We start from the raw sequence: 20,633 nt of genomic DNA, 5'->3' as shown, positions 1-20,633 counted from the left end.
ACTTCCACTAAAATATTGCATTTTCTAAGAACTAACAAAAAGGAGTGTACCAATGTTTAAAGTTGAAGAAATAAATACAATTATTAATGAAGAGCCTATTAAAAGAAATGAAAGAATACTTAACGAAGTTCAACCAATACTTAGGGGATTAATGCAGAGTTTTATCGATCAAAATATTGATAGTTTTACTTTTTTAGAAGATTATTACATACACGGTTATGAAGGTACTTTAAGAACAACGTTGGCAGATTTAAAGAATCCAGATTACTCCGAAAAAAAGCAATCTTATGGTACTCGAGGCTTTGTAGAGCTAGTTAAAAAGGATTTGTTAGATCAAGAATGTAATCTTTTAAAACTGGAATGTAATTTACAAGAAGAAAAAGTATTCATTAAATTAGATTCCAAGATTTATCCATTCTTAAAGCTTTACAAAAGAAATGAAAAAATCGAAGGATTACTGGAAATAATCGATTTATTATCATCTGATATTGATTTAATGACTGGTGGGGAGATAATTCAAAAAAGTGAATTCGTAAGTAAGGTTGAACAATTAATTAAAGAAAAGAAAAAACCGACATTATCATTCGGAAAAAGTTATTCTTTATCAGATATTGAAAATGAAGATTTTATCTTAAAAGAACTTACAATTGTTTTAAATTCACTTAAGCCAATATATGAATATCTGTTTATTGAACAAAATATTCACGAAGAAGTAATGAAAATTGGTAATCAGATATCACTACCAACAGAGCCAATAAGTATTAATCTATTTAATAATCAATATACAATTGAATTTGAAGAAAGAGAAAAATTTAAGCAAGTTTTTTCGCTCTATGAACATAAGCAACTTATAACAAAAGGGACGATTGAGTTTAGTAAGCGTTTATCATATTCTCAGTATGACTATAAGGAATCATTATTAGTAAATGTAAATGGTAATAATCTAATAGCTTTTATGTTAAGGAAGCTTGTGGAGGATACGAATGGTAAATGGAGACAGAATATAAGTTTTTACCAAAGAACAGGGTTAAGTAATGAAGATTTAAAAAGGAAAGCTGAATCGGTTCTTAAGGAACATCAATTTGCTGTAGAAGGAAGACAAATTATAGTAGGAACCTATAATAAAATTACAGGTAGATTTGAAGAAGAAATCACAGATGTTAAGGCAACCTTAGTTAAGGCGGCACTAATTTTTGCGGATGTAAAGGGATCTTTTACTTTGCCTAAATTAGAAGTGGAGCAATTAATCGAAGAAGATGACGTTGATGACGTACAATTAGAAAATTTAAGTCCAGCGTTTGAGCTTTCAAATATTCTTCAAAAAGCTGAGGAATCGCCTCTAACATTCTCTCAGTCTATCATTCGAGATTTTCATCTTAATTTAACGTGTTTAGAAGATAAACATTTTGTCATTTTAAATGGAATCTCAGGGACGGGAAAAACACAGTTATGTCGTTTATACGGGAATGCAGTGTATGGCTTAAATTATGAAGACGAAAATCCTTACTATGAGTTAATAGCGGTTAGACCTGATTGGATGGATTCTTCTCCGTTATTTGGTTATTATAGTAATCTTGAAAAAAGATATATTTCTACACCTTTTTTAAATATGATTTTAAAAGCTAATCAAGAAAAACATAAACCACATTTTATTGTCTTAGACGAAATGAATCTAGCAAAGGTAGAGTACTATTTAAGTGATTACTTAAGTGCAGTTGAATCAAGGCTACCTATTCATCTACATAATGAAGAAAATGAGACCGATATTCCGAAGTCAATTAAAATTCCACATAATGTATATATTATAGGAACAATAAACGTAGATGAAACAACGCATAGTATTTCAGATAAAGTACTTGACCGAGCATTTGTCATGACACTTTCTGATATTCATTTATCTGATTATTGGGAGAGTAAAGATACAAAATTTAGAAGTGTTTTACAGCAAGAGTGGACGTACTTAACTGAATTATATCAATTCCTAATTCCATACGAGCTTCATTTTGGTTATCGTTCAATTAATGAGATGTTAAATAAATTATATGCAAATGCTAGACTTGAAGATGAATTTAAAATGGATATCCTAGAAGCATTTGATGTTGTAATAAGTGAAAAGATTCTACCGAAAATTAAGGGTGACGAAAGCATCTCAACATTAATAGAAACATTAATTAAATGGACTGAAAACACTTTATTAAAGAATAGTATTACGAATAAACATTTATTGAGAATGAGAAGGGAACTGGAGTTATATGGAGCTACACAGTTCTGGCGTTAATATTTATATTTGGGACAACGGGTGGATATTATTAAGCGATGCTTATTTAATTGAAGGAATGAGTTATAAGTGGAAAGCAGATTTAAGTGATTCATTTAAATTTTTATTAAATAGAGTGTCAATTCCATTGAACAAAACGGATCACGGATGGGAAGGTATAGTAGAAATCCCATTTTATAGTGGAGAGGTTTTATTTACAGTAAATGATGAGAGTATTAAGCAGTACATTTATCCCGACGATAGAAAATTAACAAATGAACAATTTTCTATCATGTTAGAAGATATTTTAGATGAAGCAGAATTGTGTTTTGAAATGTCTGGTTTGGAAAAAAGTGTTTCAACTGATAAACGAAAAAGGGACATCTCTTTTCTACAGTGGCAATATATTGAAAAAAATTTCTATGGACTAAGAAATATTCTTCTTAACATTAAGAAGAATCCTCTAAGAAAGTTAATTAGGGAACAGGAATTTATTAAAATAGAAAAAGTGAAGGTTGTTAGTACCGGAGTAGAAAAATGGTTTGATAAAAAGGGAATTATTCAACCTTCTCCTAATATGTTAATTCATGCCAATCAAACATATGAAACGTATGCTACATATGAAAACCAAGCCTTGGTAAAAATGCTAAATGAATTAAGTGTTGCTTTAAGAAAATACGAGCAAATAGATGATTACTCTATCTCAACGAAAGCTAAAAAGTATAATTACATCATTCAAAATTGGTTTAATTGGGATTTTATCAAAGCGGTTAAACCAATCAATGGAAGTATAAAAGTAACTCAAGTGTTTCGAAAGCATCCTCAATATCGTATGTTTTACCAATGGTTCAATAAATTTTTTAAATTTGGAAATTTGAAGTGGGATGTACAGCAAAATATACCTTTAAAAAGTACATATGAGCTCTATGAAATATGGGCTTATTTACAACTTGTAAAATTTCTTCGAGAAGAAGATATGATTGATAACCTATCTAATTTATTTAGATTTGAAACGAACGGTTTTTTTCTTAATTTAGCTCAAAATCGTGAAAGCGAAATTATGTTAAAAAATGGGAAGTTAGTTTATCAAAAAAGTATTCAATGGAATACAAAACCATACTACAGCTACACTCAAAAAATGATACCCGATATATTTCTAGAATTGAAAGAGAAAGTCTATCTATTTGATCCAAAATATCGTTGTGAACATAACCTTGGAACTGCCTTAGGAGAAATGCATAAATATAGGGATGGAATACTAGCATGTGAAACACATCAAAAAGTAGTTTCTGAGGTTTATATTTTAACTCCAGTTACAGATGGTGAGGTAAAGGATAAGAATCTTTTTTCAAAAAATTACCATGAAAGATATGGTATGGGAGCTATCGGTATGATCCCAGGAACTGATAATATTGGAATGAAAGAATTAATAAAGAATTATTGTAAAGAACAAAATTACTAAAAAGTTTAAGGGTGTGCACTGTACTATCATTTAAATTGACTAACCGTGAACATCTTTTTTTATTTAGTACCCAATACAATGTCATCTGAACGTGATATAATCCGTACGGTGAATGATTCAGTGGGAGATGAGAAAGGCAGTGAATGTAAGTGAGTGTAACTCGAAAAAAAGGACCATTGTATTTACAAGTAAAGGATATCTTAAAGGATCGAATATTACATGGACTGTATCCTGTTGATACAAATATTCCTTCAGAAATACAACTGGAAAGTGAATTCAATGTAAGTAAAATAACAGTTCGCAATGCTATTAAAGAGCTTGTTCAAGACGGATTTCTAGAAAAAATGAGTGGGAAAGGTACAAGAGTCCTACGCAACAGCTCTACCTCAAAGTTGTCAAAAGGAAAGCGTTTTACAGAAGTATTAGTAGATGAAGGACATAAAATACAAAAAGAGTTATTGTGCGCAGAAATCATACATAATCAAAAGGACACAGAGCTTTATCATTTATTTGGCGAGAAGTGCTTTTATATCGAACGTCTTTATTATCTAGATGAAGTACCCTATATTCACTACACACATTATCTAGAATCTAGACAATTGGATGGAATCGACCTATCAGACATAAATGTTCATTCCTTGTATGGATTGATTGAAACACAAGGTGTATCTTTAGAGAAATTTCGAGATGCGTTTGCAGTTGAGATAGCGCCTCCTCACGTCGAGGAACGATTACAAATTGAAAAGGGTACTTCTTTATTAAAGCGCTCACGTTATTCTTATAATGAAGTAGTTGATTTAATCGAATATAGTGAAGGGTATTACAACACGAAAAAGCAGCAGTATATTGTAAATTATGATGTATAAACAAATGTAAGAGAGCGTCGGAATGACTCTACTTTAATGTTTTAATAGAATTAAGGAAAATCAAAAGCTGACTCCAAAAGTCGTTCATCAACGACCTTTTGAGTCAGCTTCTTTTTTCATCACTCTGCTTAATCAGTTGATTTTATTTCAACCCAAACTATTTCTTTTGATACTATACTATAAACTACTTTGAAGATTATTTTCTGATTTTTATCATAGTAACTATGATACTTAAGTTCTTGCTCTCTATCTTGCCAAGCTTCTTTGTAATTATGCTTAAGTATATCTGTAATATCACTAATATATTTTAAATTGGATTTACCATTTATGATTACCTTGTTTTCACTACAAAATCCGAATAAATAATTTACTTGATTTTTTTTATTAACATCAATTACTAAATTTTCAAAGTAATATTTTGCATTGCCTCTTGAAAATCGATTACTTTTAACATACCTACTTAGATCTACATCGTCGATATTACCATATATTTTTATATTATTTATTGTAATTGAATTTAAAGATGTACTTTTTAGATTTTTTTCAATATTACATCCCGAAAAAAAGAAGATACTACTTAGGGATATAAATATAAATAATTTTTTCATTTTCCACCTCAACACAATATGTCTTTCTCTTGAGGTATATCTATTCATTGTCAATCACTGTGGGATTACGTTAATGAACGATTCTTTCATTGGGTTACTATTTCATATTTAGAGCTAAGTTTATTAATTAAATTAGATTTAATAGTTTGGTAGTTATTAGCAAAATACATGTCTCTAAATAATTTTGGATTTTGTGCGTAATCCATAATTTTAGAAACATATATAATTGTCATTCCATCATCATTCATAAGATGAAAAACTTTGCCTATTTTAGAATCATCAATTTCTAAGGTATTTGAATTATCGTTTGAGGTACTAGATGGAAGAAAATCTAAATGAACAGTATTAGTTTTTTCAAAATTAATTTTGAGATCTTTTTCAACAATTTTTGCGTTTTTTCCAGATTCTAACTCATTTTTCAATTTTGTGGCCAAATTATGATTAATTGTTTGATAAACTAGTAATTGATACATTTTTGGAGCTTCTAATTGGTATTTATCTTTAAAATATTTTTTTATTATTGAATCATTATTTTTTAGATTAAATAAATGATACACATAATATGGTTGTTTATTCGATTGTTTTATGTTCATTTCAGGGAATTTTTTATTTAACTTTTTTAATTCCATTTTATTTGGAGATGAAAAATTATTTTTATGTGCTTCTTTTTCAATGATATACGAATTTGCTTGATAATTTAATTCGTGAAATTTATATTTTTTTTCTAACGATTTTAATAACTCTTGTTCATTAATGATTGCCTTATTATCTATCGATAAGACTGTTTTTGGAGTTATTATTTTTAATAACCAAATATTGAATACTAAACTTATCAAGAGTAAAACAGTTAGCATTAATTTAAAGTGCTTTTTAATAATAATTTCTCCTTTTTAATGTTTATGGAATTTATTATAATGCCCAATATAAGTCGAACATTTTCCCTGTTTTGTACTTGGGCTGGCAGCACAATATTTATTAGATGTATAATCAGCTAGACATCTTTTACTTCGACCTAGTGAGTAATCACAGTCACTCATAATAAAATTTATTGCTGCTACTGGATAATGATTTGGATAGTATTTCCATTTCCTAAAGGACCATTAAAACGATTGCAATGTAATCGATCACCGTAGTGTCCTGTTTCTCCTATTTCCCAATAAGGATTGGTAGAAGAAGCTCTTGCGTTTAATTTTGAACTAGGTTCTTCTGTATATAGATCTTTTTCTGCATCTTTTAGCATTTGAGAGATATCCATTTCTTTAATAATGCTTACTTCATTTTGAGAAAAATCAACAACTTGACTTAAATCATCATCGATTCCATCTACTGAAATGTTTACTAATTTTTTACCATCACCATTTAAAACTACTTCTCCATTGTTATTTGCAATTTTCGATTCTTCGCTATTTTCTATTGAAACTTCAACATTTTCTGGAGAAACAAAACGCTCAAAAATATCCTCATCTGGATTGTAACTCCAACCAGTATCTCCGCTAGAAATTAGATTAATTGTTTTATTTTTTTCATTTTCTGAAACCACGTTCCAATCAACTTTATAAGTTTGTCTAAATAATACTTTAATTAAAGTGTTTGTCGAATCTATATTTTCAGCATTTGATTTAATGGGAATTGATGTTATCGCCAATGCCAATAATATGATTACAAAAAGATACCATTCTTTCTTTCTTGAAATAAATTTTTTCTTCATTCAGAATCCACCTTAACCTTTCCACTGAGATTTTATATAGAGAAAATGACCACTTGAGAAACTTTTAATTAATTTTAAAAAATTTCTCAATAAGTATCTCTATAAAATAATATTAGCAGAGAGTAATCTGTATTTTTTTACTAAAATATTACAAAAATATGAATGTTTTACCATTTTAATTAATTGATAATAATCTAAAGTCCTACTTGTTTATTGGTTAGAGTTATTATATTTAGTAAATACTTCCTGAACAAATCTGGTTAATTTTTACCGAAATAACAACATTTTCTATGTTAAAATGATATAGGATTAAGAATTGGGTTGCTTTCGTAACAAAAAAATAGATTGGAGTTATTACAGATGAAAAAACTTGTTATTGGTATTCTTACAATTGGACTTATTCAAAGTTATTCAATTATTTCAACTGATGATGCTAGTGCAGCTGTGAAAACATTTAAGAACTGTACTGAATTGAACAAAGTATACAAGGGTGGAGTTGCCCGTAGTTCATCCGTTAAAAATAAAGGCGGTAAAACTAAATATAAACCGTATGCATCAAAAGCTCTATATGACGCAAATAAAAAAATGGATCGAGATAAAGATTTAATAGCGTGTGAAAAATAAGCTTCATAAGTTTAAAAATGAAAGTTCAGAGAACACAGAAATATATTAAAGTATCATTGCAGTCTTCAAATTTTTGAAGACTGCATTTTTTATTTCTTAATTCTTCAATTTATTATCACATTTGAAGTGAGTTAAATAGAATTTAATATGTTAACATTTTCACAAGTTAGTAAACTTTACTTATTATTTAATTACTTACCAAAAAGGAGTGAGACTTTTGGAGAAAAGCTGTTATTTACTTAAACTAGAATTAAATTGTAAAAATCATATGATATTTGCCATAAGAGAAGAAATAAATTTATTTACTAGTTTAATTGGTTATATGGTGTTAGAAGATGTTAATCGTGCAGGTACACCTAATGATTTTAAAGATTTACATCCTGTCTTTTTAAAAGACTGGGATGATGATCGAAATCTTATTTTTGCGAGAATTTATACTTTTGATAGTATAACCGAAGAAAAAATAGATGCATTAATAGAACTTGCAGAAACGTTTATTGAGTTTAAACCAAGTGTGAATCTTAAAGTAGATTTTTTTGTTGAAAATGAGGTTTTAATACTCTATGAGAAGAGTTGGGGAAATAATATGAATATGATTCCTGTTTATCAATGGTTGATCGATGCTGATAGTGAAAATCCAATTAGTTTAGCAAACTTAAAAATGGATTCATTAAATCATCTATCACAAGATGAATAAATAAGAACTGAAAGATGTGGGAGAGAGAACTTTAAAAAGTACACTAAAAAGTTCGTGAAAAAAATATGCGAAGCCTTCTCTATTTTCTTGTAGTTAAAGGTCATGGAATACTTACATTTCGTAAAAGTTTGGGAGAATAAAAAAATGATAATAAAAATCTTAGTTTTAATTTTATTACTAATTCTAGGGAACCTATTATTTAAACTGATCCCCTGGAAGTATATTACTGTACTATTTGGAATTATTGTATTGCTATTAGTAGGTTTTTTCATTGTTGAGCGTACTACTATTTTAGTAAAAAATAGACTACTAGAAAGTACTTCACTAAAAAATGAAGGAATAAATGAAATTAAGATTAATAAACAAGTTACACCGGAACTATTGGTAGATCTAAAAAGTAAATATGGAAGAACAGTTAAACACACAGACATTGTAGTAATACTTCCTGTTGAAAATGATAGAAACTATCAATTTAAGAAACTCTATATTGGAACTAAAAACATTAAAATTAATAGTATTGTTTCTGAAGATCCTAAATTAAAAACGGATAAAGGTATTGGAATAGGAAGCGATGTATCTACTATTAAAAGTAAATACGGTAATAACTACATTCGCTCGATTGATGAAATAGGAGATATGATAACGTATCTTGATAAAGAGCAAAATATAAAATTGACTTTCATAATATATGAAGAGAAAGTATTTCAAATTATTCTAACTAAGTATTAAATCAAGGAGAAAAATTATGGGCATTTCCGTTTGTAAAAGTTTATGTTAATTTTTTCACAAGTTTTGATGCTCTTTATTATCTAAGTGGATCTAAAATTATTTTATTATTTTTACTATCTTTATAATAACCATAATATTCATTATCGCCTTTTATTTTCACACGAACTGACCATTTTCGATCACCGGATGATTTAATCCAATCAAAAACTGGGTGAAGTTCTTCTATCTCCTGTTTTTTTATGCCTCTTTCCTTAATAAGATATTCCTCAACTGCATTTTTTGTTAAATGTAGTTTTATTTTTACATAGGTGTACGAAGTGATTATGAATACAGTAGCTATTAATAAAGGAATCATTATCTTTTTTTTCTTTTTCATAATATATTCTCCTCAATAAAAGATAAGTTAATTTTAACTATCAATTCATTATTTAGTTATCTTATTTTGTGAATAAACTATGAAATTTCTTTACAGATTGTTAAAACAAAAAAATAAACTGCACTTCTGTTTGACACTCCTAATAATTAAAGATGTAGTTTTTTGTAGCTATATACAAAAGAGAATGTAAAAAAATCCGGCCCAATGTAAGAACCGGATTTCCTAAGACTGCTTGATCTCCAACCTACGCGCAACCAACGACAAAACATAATTAACAACAAAATACATCAACGAAACCATCACCATAACAGGGATCACATAAGATTCCTTCTGCGCATAAATAATCTGTCCATTATGCAATAAATCCGGCAACGCAATCACAACAGCTAAACATGTATCTTTAAGTAAAGAAATAAACTGACTAACAAGGGGAGGAACCATTCGTCTCAATGCTTGGGGCAGAACGATGTGACGCAATGTCTGGATATAATTCAGTCCAGATGCACGTGCTGCTTCGATCTGTCCTTTTTCAATCGAGTTTAAGCCACTTCGAATAATTTCTGATATCATTGCTGATTCAAAAACCGTCAATGCTGCGATTGTGGCTGTGATTATTTTCATTTCAATCCCGATTTCCGGTAGAGCAAAATAAGTAAAGAAAATAATCAGTAGCAAAGGCAGGTTCCGAATTATTTCAACAATCGCGGTTAGTAATTGAGTAACAACAGGAATCTTCGTATATCTAAGCGTACCAATCAACCCACCAATAATAAAACTAAGTACAATTGAAATGGCAGCGACTTTAAGGGTAACCCAAAATCCTTCTAGCAAAAACTTGATATGATCTAGTGTGTATACATCTGCGAACGGCTGCAGAAAGTCCATCCATGCACCTCCTTAATTACTTCTAGCCAAGCGTTTTTCTAAATAGCTTACACCAATACTTAAAGGAATCGTTAAGACTAAATAAAATAGTGCTACAAAAATATAAGTATCAAACGTTACGTATGTCATTGCAGAAATTAGATCGCCTTGATACATTAAATCTCCACCAGCTACGACTGCTAATAATGATGAATTTTTTACTAGATTTAGAAATTGGTTGCCAAGGGGAGGGATGACGATTTTTATTGCCTGGGGGAGTATAATGAATCTCATTGCCTGTCCGTAACTCAGCCCTGTTGAGCGGGCAGCTTCCATTTGTCCTTTTGGAACAGAGAGGATACCTGCACGGATTGCTTCGGATATGAAGGCAGCTGTATAGATGGTTAATCCGATTGTTCCTGCAATCATCCCGCTAAAGCTTCCGGCTAAGTAAGTGAAAAACACAACCACTAGTACAGGGATATTACGGATAAACTCAACATAGATCGAACCTAACCAGTTAAGCGGTTTAATTGGAGCAATTCTCATAACAGCAATGACTGTTCCTAAAATAAAGCTACATAATAAAGCAATTAAACTAGTTAAAATGGTTACTCTTAATCCTTCTAAAAAATACTCCATATGATCCGTTAGTATCGAGAAATCAATCAAAGGATTTCCTCCTAATTATCAGGAAAAGCAGGCCCGTAAAAATACGGACTCTGCAGCTCCCAACATCAATAATTATTTTTTAATCCATTTATTCTTAATTTCATCGTATTTACCTGAAGCTTTCAGGTTTTTTAATGCTTTATTTAATGCATCGACAAGGTCTTTATTTCCTTTTTTAACCGCAATTCCATAAGGCTCTTCTGTAAATGTTCCACCTACTAATTCAAATGAAGGATCTTCTTCTTTCATCCCGTAAAGGATTGAATCATCAGTCGTTAAGGCATCACCTTTACCAGCTTTTAAAGCTGTAAAAGCTTCAGCATAGTTTTCAAATTCAAGTACTGTCGTTTCAGGAGCTTTCTGGCGAATATTTACAGCTGAAGTCGAGCCTTTAACAGCAAGCACTTTTGTACCTTTTTTCAAGTCAGCAAGTCCGTGAACTTTACTACCTTTTTTCACAAGTAAAGATTGTCCAGCATTAAAGTACACATCAGTAAAATCTACTTCTTTTTTACGTTCTTCATTAATGGTCATAGTCGCGACAACCGCATCAACTTTGCCATTATTTAAGAGGCCAACCCTAGTTTTTGATGTAACCTCTATGTATTCTGGTTTAACGTCATTGCCAAACATTTCTTTAGCCAATGCTTTGGAAAGATCAATATCAAATCCTTCTACTTTACCTGTTGATGGGTTTTTCAAGCCAAATAAACGAGTGTCATATTTTACGCCAAAAACAATTTTCTTATCATCCTTAATACGTGCAAGAGCATCTTTACTTTTCGAATCATCCTTACCACCACAACCTGCAAGAACTAAGGCGGCCGTTGTTGAAACTAAAGCCATTTTCATGAATTTTTTTAGAAACATTCCATTACCTCCTATTAATGATTTAATATACGGCTTAAGAATAAGCGAGCCCGTTCTTCACGTGGGTTCTCATAAAACTCAGCCGGAGTTGCTTCTTCTAATATGCGACCTTCATCCATAAAAACGATTCGGTCGGCAACCTCTTTTGCAAAGCCCATCTCATGAGTCACGACAACCATCGTCATGCCTTCTCTAGCAAGGGCCTTCATAACATCTAGCACTTCACCAATCATTTCAGGATCAAGTGCTGAAGTAGGTTCATCAAAAAGCATAATATCCGGCTTCATCGCAAGACCGCGAGCAATTGCTACACGCTGTTGCTGACCACCGGAAAGCTGGGAAGGATAAGACTTGGCCTTCTCTAAAATGCCAACTTTTTCAAGAAAATGTTTGGCTGTTTCATCAGCCTCTTCTCTAGATTGGCCCAATGCTTTCATTGGAGCCAAAGTGATATTTTCAAGCACAGTTTTGTGCGGATACAAATAAAAATGCTGAAACACCATTCCAATATTACGTCTTAACTTATTCAAATCTGTTTTTTTATCCCCAACTGAAATCCCACTGACTGTAAGTGTTCCATCATTAATTGCCTCCAAATGATTGATACAGCGCAACAAAGTACTTTTACCAGAACCAGATGGACCGATCACGACAACAACTTCACCTTTATTAATTGTGAGATTAATATCTTTTAAGACTTGAAAATCGCCATAAAACTTATTTACCTGTTTAAATTCAATCATTCCTGACCTCCTGTCCAATTTTTTTGAATATGTAATTTGGTGAAATTTGGGAATCAATATTTTATATGTATGCTTGTTCGATTTGTCATATCACGTTTATTTCGTTTTTAGTCTATTTGGACGATGACTTTTGAACTAGATAAATTATTTAAACAAAGAATAAAACGTGTGTTGTTTGATGTAGACAATTTAAAAAAATTCAATATTTTAACATAAACAACACTTTTTTCGATAAACCAGTATGATAAAATTTTCACATAACAATAAATATTTTTTTTCAACTGGAGGCATGATTATTATCGGTGAGGCAGCGGGAGACGTATCTATTGGTAAGGGGATATCTAAATCAGTGGCTTTATCGAGGTTAAAGTTAAAAAAGATACGTAGTCTATCTCTAAAAATCATGGAGGGCCGGTTAATTAGAACAGGGGGGCTTTATGACACAGTATCATTATATTTCTTCACCAATACCATTGAAAGATGGTGTCTTTGGTCAAAATGCTATTTCTCCTAATGTTTATGCAAATGAGTTAGATTTTACACATCTATTTCTGGAGAGAAATTATGACCCAGAAGAAAAGAAATTTTTTAGTTTCTCCAATCATTTTAAATATAAATATCAAGTAGGTATGGTCTCTACACAAATTCCGCTTAAAGGAGAAAAAGGGAAAACTACTCCAGAAGAGGAAAAGTGTTTAAAGATTTTATATGAATATATTAAAGATGCTGTTAATGAAAGTGGTATAATCGAGTATTACGCTTCATGGAATTCTGAAGAGAACTACCCAATTAGCATAAAACGCCAAATTACACTATCCGATTTAAAAACTCCAAGTGACTTAATAATAGCCGATAGAGAATTTGTTACAATTTATAAAGACGTACGCTGATGGATTAGTTTCAAACTAATAAAAAAATTATCTGCACCTTAAAAAGTACCCAATAGAGTAGACTACATCAAAAAAGTCTACCTATTGGATACTTTTGTTTACTAGAATTTATGATGAAATAGTAAATCAGTTTAATAGAACTACTAGAGAAAATAGACTAGTATTTTTTAACTATAATTTTTACCAATTAAATATGTTAAAATTAAATTAATTACATATAAAATACATCTTATGAATTTTACTAAATAAACGGAGGAATCCATGGAAAACCGTGAACGTTTCTATAAACTAATGAAACTATTAGAAAGTAAAACAGATATTGATCGTGAGTTTACCTTTGATCAAATAAAAAAGAGATTAGCAGTAGGAGAAGAGGATTTTTCGTATAGTAAAAATACATTTTTAAAAGATATATCGGTATTAGTGGATGTTGGTTTTGATGTAATTGAAAACGCTTCAGATGGTAAGGCAACCACATACAGTCACCAAGAAAGACTATTTGAATTACATGAACTCCGCTTATTAGTAGATGCAGTTACAGCTTCAAGATTTTTAAACAAACAAGAAACAAAAAAGATCATTGATAAATTAAAAAAACTGACAAGTGAAAACGAAGCGAAAAAGCTTCATAATGGCATTATTCCAGACACAGCGATTAAAAGTGAAAGCAACCGAATTCACTTTTCAATCGATCAAATTCACCAAGCCATTGCTGAGAAGAAACTTCTTACATTTCAATATGGCCGATACAACTTTAAGAAAGAATTTGAGCTAAGCCATGATGGAAAAGAGTACTCAGTTAAACCACTCGCAGTAATTTGGTCAAATGACTACTATTACTTAATAACAAGAAGCTTACCTGATGATCAACTTAGACATTTCCGCGTAGACCGAATGCGTGAAGTTAATAGAACAGATGAAAAATTTCAAGATGAACGCTTTAAAGTTGATGAATACTTGAGTACAGTCTTTAATATGTTTGCCGGTGAACCTGATTATGTAAAAATCAAGTTTAAAAAAGGATTATTAAATGTAGTACTTGATCGATTTGGATTAAAGGCTGATATTCAGCAAGTGGATGAGGAGCATTTCATATTAACTACAAAAGCTGCAATTAGTGATGGATTGATTACTTGGATTTTAACTTGGGGTAGGGATGCTCAGGTAATAAGTCCACCTTCAGTGATTGAGAAAGTTCAGGAGCAAATTTTGGAGATGAGTAAGTTGTATAGTATGAATTTACAACCATAACTTTTACTAAAAGAGGGTCATTTGATTCTCTTTTTTTTATTTTATTGTTGTAAAACAACTACAATGAATGGTTTAAGCGTTTCTATTGTTCTTTAACTATCGGGGTGCTACTTGACTGTTTAAAATAATAGTTTTTTCCATTGATTTTAAATTTAAATCCCTCGTTCTTAAAATTAATTACTATATCATGAAAATATATACTATTTACTATGTATTTGGATTTTGTATTAGCCTTTTTTGAATATTTTCCAGAGTCCACTTTAAAATTTTTAGAATACGGATTATAATAATAAAATTTATTAAAATCATCTGGATCAAATACTAGTGATACTCCAGGCAAATCTTTACATACAAAAGTACCCTTTAATACGCTAGGTTTATCTGTTGAATTGCAACCACTTACTAAAAATAATAAAGCAAAAATAACAAATGTCTTTATAAGTTTATCCATGGGTTGCCTCCTGTTTTTTATTAGGGTACATGTTTATTTTACCAAGCTTTAGTTTTATATTTTTAGTAATATATGGACGATTGGTGAATTTTATAGGAACAATTATTGAACTTGCCTTATCATCGATTACCTTACAAATAGAAAAAAACCTTCAAGAGAATGGAGAAACGATACCTAATAAAATCTTCATATTTTTTTCGAAATTACTTGAATTAAGATGCAATTTAATATGTTACTATTTTCACAAATACTAATCATGATGCGAGGCTTGTAATGCTAAAGTTAGTTTTCCTTTCTTTTATTTCAATTGTAGTAATCTGTACATCAATGATTTTATACATATTATTTTTCCTTCCAAACCATGAAACAAAGATAAAAATAAAGGAGCATGAAATAAGTAAAAAATTAAATAGTAACCAAGCGATTCTGATTCCTTCCGATTTTGAAGTAAAAGGTGTGTATCTAATAGATGATGGTTTCCTTTCTCAACATATTGAAGTGCATCTTTCAAATGAAATTACCATAAGTATTTATTTATCAAATGGCTTAGATTACGAAGGTGGGGAAAAGGTTAAAACTAAAATTATAAATAATATGCATATAAGAGAATATCAAACGAAAGATAAAAGAGTGATTTATATTTTTAAAGTAGGTCAATTAAATTATTTATATGAATTCAACGAGACTTATAGGGAAAGTATTGATGAGTATTTATCAAAAAATATATTTTAAATAATTAGTATCAATTTTACCTTTAAAAAAAGAAGGAATAAGTGCAAAATCTGGAGCTACTTAAAAAAACAAAAACCAAGGAAGTAATCCTTGGCTCGATGATCTGGCTTAATGACTTACAACTTTTAAAGTAGTTGCTTGACTAGTATTTCCAGCAGCATCCTTTGCAGTTACAGCAATAGTAGTTCCTTTTTTCTGCGCTTTGATCTTAACTGTAAAGTTTCCTTTTGAATCAGCTTTGGCAGAACCTAAGACTTTACTTCCAACTTTCACGGTTACGGTTGAGTTGGCTTCAGCTTTTCCAGTTACTTTCAAATCGTTATCATCTACTTTATTAACTTTTGGCTTACCTGGAGCAATAACATCTACAACGGTTACAGTTGTTGCTACACTTACATTTCCAGCAGCATCTTTAGCGGTTACAGTCAGCTTTGTTCCTGCACTTTGAACAGCAATAGGAAGCGAATAGTTTCCAGACGAATTAGCTTTTGCAGTTTTCAGTACTGTAGATCCTCTTTTAACAGTAACAGTAGAATTAGCCTCTGCCTTTCCAGTTACAACTTTATCATTATTATCTACTTTATTTACTACAGGTTTAGCTGGAGCGATAACATCAACAACTTTAGTAGTTGATGCTGCACTAGTATTACCCGTAGAATCTTTAGCGTAAATACTTAAAGTTACTCCAGCTTTTTGTGTTGGTATTTTTACAGAATAAGTTCCATTTGATGAAGCTTTAGCAGTACCTATTTGAGTGCTTCCTACCTTTACACTTACAGTAGAATTAGCTTCTGCTTTACCAGTCACAACTTTATCATTATTATCAACTTTATTTACGATTGGTTTATTTGGCGCAATATTGTCCACGAATCCAGTTGCGATAGCATATAAGTCATATTCGGTATTATTGTCAATATCGTCTACATTATCATAATCCATAACTCCTACATAATAAGTACCAGCTTTTGCTTGATATGCTTGGTACTCAGCCCCGTCTTCGTCAAATTCCGAACCTAAGTATACTAATTTATTACTCTCAACAAAATCCTTTTCTACAGCTGCAAATAAAAGATCAATATTAATAGAGTTAGTTGCCCCAGCTACAATTAAAAGTCCATCAGTTGGTACGACTACTTTATGTAAATCTACATCATACAAAGGAAGTAACTGCCCAATCAAGATTTTCTCATATGATGTATTATCTGCATAAGCAAAGTCATCATTATATTCCGTTTCATAAATAATATCATTTTCTGAACTAGTGACATTATCTTTATTCATAGTACCCGTTTTATTAAAGCTTTTTACTGATAAAGATCGAGATTTTAGTTCTTTTCCAAGCTGATTAAACGTATGGAAATCTAGGATTCCTTTTTGAAGGGGTTTTTTAACCTGATGTTCAATCATCTTCTTTGATAAATTGTATCCGTTTCCTTCTGCCTTAACAGTTCCTAAAGACAATGGTGAAACTAATAAACCTAAAGTAACTAATGATAAGATTTTTTTATTAAGCACAAAATCACCCCTATTGTTTATTATTGAGAACATTGAGGTCTCTAATGCTACTATAAAAAATCAGCCATAACCATGGGCTTCGATACACATTTATTTTTCGACAATTAGAAAGACTATAGGCTTGTGTAATGAAATTCTAAAAATCGAATACAAAAGTAATTAATCTAAAAAAGACTATTTATGGCGAATTGAAGAAAAGTTTAAATTAATGAATCAATATAATTTATTAAGTATTTGGAATTATTTTGGAAAATTATCAAACTATTATCATATGCGAACAATTTGAGAATCATTTTTTAATTCTCTTTTTTTAGAATGAAATTTTTGAGTACTTTTCATATAAATGACAGGGTTGGAAAAAAAGACATCTATAGACTTTGAAGATGTGATTAATTTAAGTAAAATAATTACATACTGGATTTACTTTAATCCGATGAGGATATAACTAAAAATAAAAATAAAGAGGACCATGTAAGATGTACATTCAAATAACAAAAAAACTTTCAGATGAAATGAAAATAAAAGTAGTGAAACCAGATTTAACAAACGAGAATCAACTTTTTTGCTGGCATGCTAATATCTTTAAAATTGGCCGTAAAAAATGTGTATTGGTAATGAATAATGTAACTAGATATTGTTTTATTATATATGGTCTAGTAAAAAAAGATTTTACAAATTTTGAAGTGTTAATGAGGGAAAATATCGTGGGTAACTTTCTTGGAAACGAATTCGATATTGAGAAAATAGATTCTTACATGGAACAATTAGGTGATGTTCAATATTCAGCTACCAGCGATCGAAGTATTATTTCCCAAATGAATGATATGATCTACCAAGCTGAACATATTATTCATTACTTGGCTGAGGAGGGTGAAACAATTAGTTTACTCCAATTGAATCTTGAGCTAAATGAGACTCCATTAGTAAAATTGAACTCATATCCATATAAATTGATGAGAGATGCATTGGATGAATCTTTTATTAAACAAAGAAATCTTAGAAAATCTTTATATGAACAAAAAAACCTGCAATAATTGAGAGTGAGCATTAATCATAATTCGTTTTTCTTTAATGTATTTTTAAAATCTTTTAAAATTTCCTCATTTGGAAATCGATCATGTTTACCCTTAATTTTTACATTACCTTTTAATGGAACGATTATTCTAAATCGTTCTTTTTCTTTTAAATTACTTGTTGCAAAAACATATGAATTTTCAGGAGTTAAAAAATCATCATCGGCTTCCATCTTTCTTATAGCTTCGTGACTACTTTCATAACCAATACGTTGTTCAACTATAACTTCCTGATTTGCTTCCAATTCACCTTTTAAATCCTTTTCGACTATGGAGTATATGGTCAACCCTCATCTGATTCAATATCTAATTGTTAGATTACTCTTCCTACAAACAATTGTTTTATAACCATATTATATTGGATTCTCCTTTATTAATAATTAGTTCATATTCATACATTTTTCAAACTTAGAACATTTTACCAGAAATTAATATGTTAATATAATCAAAAAACAAAAAGTTTTTCTCGGAGGTGGATTGAATTTGAAAAGTTTCTACTATCTTATTTTTAGTTATATAATTTTCATTTTAAATGTCACCTTCAACGGATTTAACAACTTCAACATATTTATAAGTTTAAATTGTATAAGTATTTTATTAAGCCTACTAAGTTTTATGATTTCAATCATTTCAAAAAATAGAAGATGGAATGAAAAATTAAATATTGGTCTAAGTTTGAATTTAATTCTATTTACTTCACTTTGGATTAACTTAGTATACGTTGAGATTTAGTCGTTATTTGAATAGTATTTTTAAGAAAGAGAAGAGTATATTGGGAAATTTATTTAGAGTACTGTTATTTCTTCTTTTAACTTTCATAGTGATTGTTTTTACGTTAATATTCTTTCTTAGTCCGGTATCCAGTAATAAAAGTGGAAGTTCTTCAACAATTTCTTACTTTAACCTAACCAAAAGATATGACATAATTTCTGAAGAAGAAAATTATTTAGAATGGTTTACAAGTGGAGATATAGTTACCAATATTACTATAGAAGAGCAAAACATGGTTGAAAATAGTTTGGCACAACAAGGTTTTATTCCGCAAGATAATGGGACAAGCTTCTATTTTGTAAAAGAAATAAAATAAATTCTACTATCAAAATAAAACGACTGACTAATAATAGCAGTCGTTTTTACCTTATTATCTAAAACTCACTTCTTACAATCATAAGCAACCAAAGTAATATCCAATTCTTCTTCCAAATTTTCAATCTTACTCTTAGCATCACTCGTTAAATCTGCGATAAAAAAGTCACTGTTATTCAAATCTTTATTCTCATTACTCATTTCAAAAATCCCCTTTACCAAATTTTTACCTTTTCATTTTTCCCTATCGTAAAAAAACTATCCTAACTTATAATTGGTCAAATTAAATAAAATTTTATTACTTAAAAAAAGTAATAAGACGGATAACTTACTTAAGTAATTTACATTTGTTAAACTATTTATATTATTTAAATAATTTAGTGGGAATAATAGGCTTACAGAAAGGGTTGGATGTATGGAAAAGGATACAGTATTTGCAATTGGAGATATTCATGGCAGCATAAATGAATTAGAAAAATTACTTAAAGAATGGAATCTAGATAATGAAAGACTAGTACTACTTGGGGATTTAGTAGATCGTGGTGAGAATCCATACGAGGTACTGTTAAGAGCAATGCAATTAGAAAAAGAATATGGAGCAGTTGTTATACTAGGAAACCATGAGCAAATGTTATTGGACTGGCTTGAGCAACCTGAGTTTAAACAAGTTTATTATTACGGTCAAGGTGGTATAGAAACAATTCATTCATTTTTTAAATTTGAAATTACAAATAAAAGAGGTCCTAATGAAGTAGCAGAATTAATGAAAGAGCAATTTGAATCTGAACTGCAATTTATTAAATCAAGACCTTTGTATTTCGAATGGGAACAATATGTATTCGTTCATGCCGGAGTCGATCTTAACCTTGAAGATTGGAAAGAAACGACAGACAAGGAATTTTACTGGATTCGCGATGAGTTCCATTACGGAAAAAATGAAACAAGCAAAACATTTATTTTTGGCCATACTCCAACATCAATCCTTCACAAGACTGAAGGTAAATTCGATATATGGTATTCACCTTGTAAAACGAAGATTTGTATAGATGGGGCAGCTGCATATGGTGGACTATTACATGGTATTAAGGTTAATAAAGATGGAATTCTGTCAACATATTCAATAACTTCTAAGACAATTTCTACCAAGTATGAAATTTAA

General features: G+C 30.1%; 24 protein-coding genes. 12 read left to right on the top strand and 12 right to left on the bottom strand.

Features of this window, described 5'->3' with window-relative positions:
* Positions 1-52: 52 nt before the first annotated feature.
* The 3 genes from B6K90_RS03485 to B6K90_RS03475 all read left to right on the top strand — a co-directional run bounded on the left by B6K90_RS03485 (position 53) and on the right by B6K90_RS03475 (position 4,585).
* Positions 53-2,278, top strand: a complete 2,226-nt coding sequence (locus B6K90_RS03485; RefSeq protein WP_088011239.1) for an McrB family protein — start codon at positions 53-55, stop codon at positions 2,276-2,278.
* A complete protein-coding gene (locus B6K90_RS03480; RefSeq protein ID WP_088011237.1) occupies positions 2,253-3,719 on the top strand; it encodes a DUF2357 domain-containing protein in 1,467 nt (488 codons plus the stop codon). The genes B6K90_RS03485 and B6K90_RS03480 overlap by 26 nt, the downstream gene beginning before the upstream one ends.
* 149 nt (positions 3,720-3,868) lie before the next feature.
* Positions 3,869-4,585 (top strand): GntR family transcriptional regulator, encoded by a 717-nt coding sequence (locus B6K90_RS03475; protein WP_088011235.1) that lies wholly within the window; start codon positions 3,869-3,871, stop codon positions 4,583-4,585.
* 128 nt (positions 4,586-4,713) lie between these two features.
* Here B6K90_RS03475 and B6K90_RS03470 read toward each other — a convergent pair whose 3' ends face one another.
* From B6K90_RS03470 to B6K90_RS03460, 3 genes are all read right to left on the bottom strand, one after another.
* Entirely contained in the window at positions 4,714-5,193 is a 480-nt protein-coding gene (locus B6K90_RS03470; protein ID WP_088011233.1) for a hypothetical protein, read from the bottom strand.
* 86 nt (positions 5,194-5,279) lie between these two features.
* On the bottom strand, positions 5,280-6,047 hold the full coding sequence (locus B6K90_RS03465; protein WP_088011230.1) for a hypothetical protein: 768 nt from the start codon (positions 6,045-6,047) through the stop codon (positions 5,280-5,282).
* Between the two features lie 200 nt (positions 6,048-6,247).
* Entirely contained in the window at positions 6,248-6,901 is a 654-nt protein-coding gene (locus B6K90_RS03460) for a hypothetical protein (protein WP_088011228.1), read from the bottom strand.
* A gap of 360 nt (positions 6,902-7,261) precedes the next feature.
* Here B6K90_RS03460 and B6K90_RS03455 point away from each other — a divergent pair, with 360 nt between their 5' ends.
* The 3 genes from B6K90_RS03455 (at position 7,262) to B6K90_RS03445 (ending at position 8,951) form a co-directional block, all read left to right on the top strand.
* On the top strand, positions 7,262-7,525 hold the full coding sequence (locus tag B6K90_RS03455; protein WP_088011226.1) for an excalibur calcium-binding domain-containing protein: 264 nt from the start codon (positions 7,262-7,264) through the stop codon (positions 7,523-7,525).
* A gap of 217 nt (positions 7,526-7,742) precedes the next feature.
* Complete coding sequence (locus B6K90_RS03450; protein WP_088011223.1) at positions 7,743-8,222, top strand: hypothetical protein; 480 nt, start codon at positions 7,743-7,745, stop codon at positions 8,220-8,222.
* 144 nt (positions 8,223-8,366) lie between these two features.
* Positions 8,367-8,951 carry a hypothetical protein gene (locus B6K90_RS03445; protein WP_088011221.1) on the top strand — a complete coding sequence of 195 codons (585 nt, stop codon included), beginning with the start codon at positions 8,367-8,369 and terminating at the stop codon, positions 8,949-8,951.
* 76 nt (positions 8,952-9,027) lie between these two features.
* Here the strand turns inward: B6K90_RS03445 and B6K90_RS03440 are convergent, their stop codons facing one another.
* From B6K90_RS03440 to B6K90_RS03420, 5 genes are all read right to left on the bottom strand, one after another.
* Positions 9,028-9,327 (bottom strand): plasmid partition family protein, encoded by a 300-nt coding sequence (locus B6K90_RS03440; RefSeq protein ID WP_088011219.1) that lies wholly within the window; start codon positions 9,325-9,327, stop codon positions 9,028-9,030.
* 222 nt (positions 9,328-9,549) lie between these two features.
* Positions 9,550-10,212 (bottom strand): amino acid ABC transporter permease, encoded by a 663-nt coding sequence (locus B6K90_RS03435; RefSeq protein ID WP_088011217.1) that lies wholly within the window; start codon positions 10,210-10,212, stop codon positions 9,550-9,552.
* A 12-nt stretch (positions 10,213-10,224) separates the two neighbouring features.
* Positions 10,225-10,863, bottom strand: coding sequence for an amino acid ABC transporter permease (locus B6K90_RS03430; protein ID WP_088011215.1), 639 nt, complete (start codon positions 10,861-10,863; stop codon positions 10,225-10,227).
* Positions 10,864-10,935: 72 nt separating this feature from the next.
* A complete protein-coding gene (locus tag B6K90_RS03425; protein ID WP_088011213.1) occupies positions 10,936-11,733 on the bottom strand; it encodes a transporter substrate-binding domain-containing protein in 798 nt (265 codons plus the stop codon).
* 14 nt (positions 11,734-11,747) lie between these two features.
* Positions 11,748-12,476, bottom strand: a complete 729-nt coding sequence (locus B6K90_RS03420; protein ID WP_088011210.1) for an amino acid ABC transporter ATP-binding protein — start codon at positions 12,474-12,476, stop codon at positions 11,748-11,750.
* Between the two features lie 437 nt (positions 12,477-12,913).
* Between B6K90_RS03420 and B6K90_RS03415 the strand changes: the two genes are divergently transcribed.
* The gene (locus B6K90_RS03415) at positions 12,914-13,366 is read left to right on the top strand and encodes a hypothetical protein (RefSeq protein WP_088011208.1); all 453 of its coding nucleotides are present in this window, start codon (positions 12,914-12,916) and stop codon (positions 13,364-13,366) included.
* 261 nt (positions 13,367-13,627) lie between these two features.
* The gene (locus B6K90_RS03410; RefSeq protein ID WP_088011206.1) at positions 13,628-14,617 is read left to right on the top strand and encodes a helix-turn-helix transcriptional regulator; all 990 of its coding nucleotides are present in this window, start codon (positions 13,628-13,630) and stop codon (positions 14,615-14,617) included.
* A gap of 82 nt (positions 14,618-14,699) precedes the next feature.
* On the opposite strand, the gene B6K90_RS03405 is transcribed toward B6K90_RS03410, so the two are convergent.
* Positions 14,700-15,068, bottom strand: a complete 369-nt coding sequence (locus B6K90_RS03405) for a hypothetical protein (RefSeq protein ID WP_088011204.1) — start codon at positions 15,066-15,068, stop codon at positions 14,700-14,702.
* Between the two features lie 273 nt (positions 15,069-15,341).
* On the opposite strand from B6K90_RS03405, the gene B6K90_RS03400 reads away from it, so the two are divergent.
* A complete protein-coding gene (locus B6K90_RS03400; RefSeq protein WP_088011202.1) occupies positions 15,342-15,800 on the top strand; it encodes a hypothetical protein in 459 nt (152 codons plus the stop codon).
* Positions 15,801-15,908: 108 nt separating this feature from the next.
* Here the strand turns inward: B6K90_RS03400 and B6K90_RS03395 are convergent, their stop codons facing one another.
* Positions 15,909-17,315, bottom strand: a complete 1,407-nt coding sequence (locus B6K90_RS03395; protein WP_167555260.1) for an Ig-like domain-containing protein — start codon at positions 17,313-17,315, stop codon at positions 15,909-15,911.
* A gap of 476 nt (positions 17,316-17,791) precedes the next feature.
* On the opposite strand from B6K90_RS03395, the gene B6K90_RS03390 reads away from it, so the two are divergent.
* Positions 17,792-18,349, top strand: a complete 558-nt coding sequence (locus tag B6K90_RS03390) for a DUF6933 domain-containing protein (protein ID WP_088011200.1) — start codon at positions 17,792-17,794, stop codon at positions 18,347-18,349.
* A gap of 17 nt (positions 18,350-18,366) precedes the next feature.
* On the opposite strand, the gene B6K90_RS03385 is transcribed toward B6K90_RS03390, so the two are convergent.
* Positions 18,367-18,633: a hypothetical protein gene (locus tag B6K90_RS03385; RefSeq protein WP_088011198.1), complete on the bottom strand. Its 267-nt coding sequence runs from the start codon at positions 18,631-18,633 to the stop codon at positions 18,367-18,369.
* Between the two features lie 527 nt (positions 18,634-19,160).
* Between B6K90_RS03385 and B6K90_RS03380 the strand changes: the two genes are divergently transcribed.
* Entirely contained in the window at positions 19,161-19,475 is a 315-nt protein-coding gene (locus tag B6K90_RS03380; protein ID WP_088011196.1) for a hypothetical protein, read from the top strand.
* A 65-nt stretch (positions 19,476-19,540) separates the two neighbouring features.
* Here B6K90_RS03380 and B6K90_RS24310 read toward each other — a convergent pair whose 3' ends face one another.
* Complete coding sequence (locus B6K90_RS24310) at positions 19,541-19,675, bottom strand: hypothetical protein (protein WP_268875887.1); 135 nt, start codon at positions 19,673-19,675, stop codon at positions 19,541-19,543.
* Between the two features lie 214 nt (positions 19,676-19,889).
* Here B6K90_RS24310 and B6K90_RS03375 point away from each other — a divergent pair, with 214 nt between their 5' ends.
* Positions 19,890-20,633, top strand: coding sequence for a metallophosphoesterase family protein (locus B6K90_RS03375; RefSeq protein ID WP_088011193.1), 744 nt, complete (start codon positions 19,890-19,892; stop codon positions 20,631-20,633).

This window comes from Gottfriedia acidiceleris (genome assembly GCF_002128425.1).
Lineage (GTDB): Bacteria > Bacillota > Bacilli > Bacillales > Bacillaceae_G > Gottfriedia > Gottfriedia acidiceleris.
The sequence above is the reverse complement of the archived record's forward strand: the minus strand, read 5'-3'. Positions and strand labels throughout refer to the sequence as shown.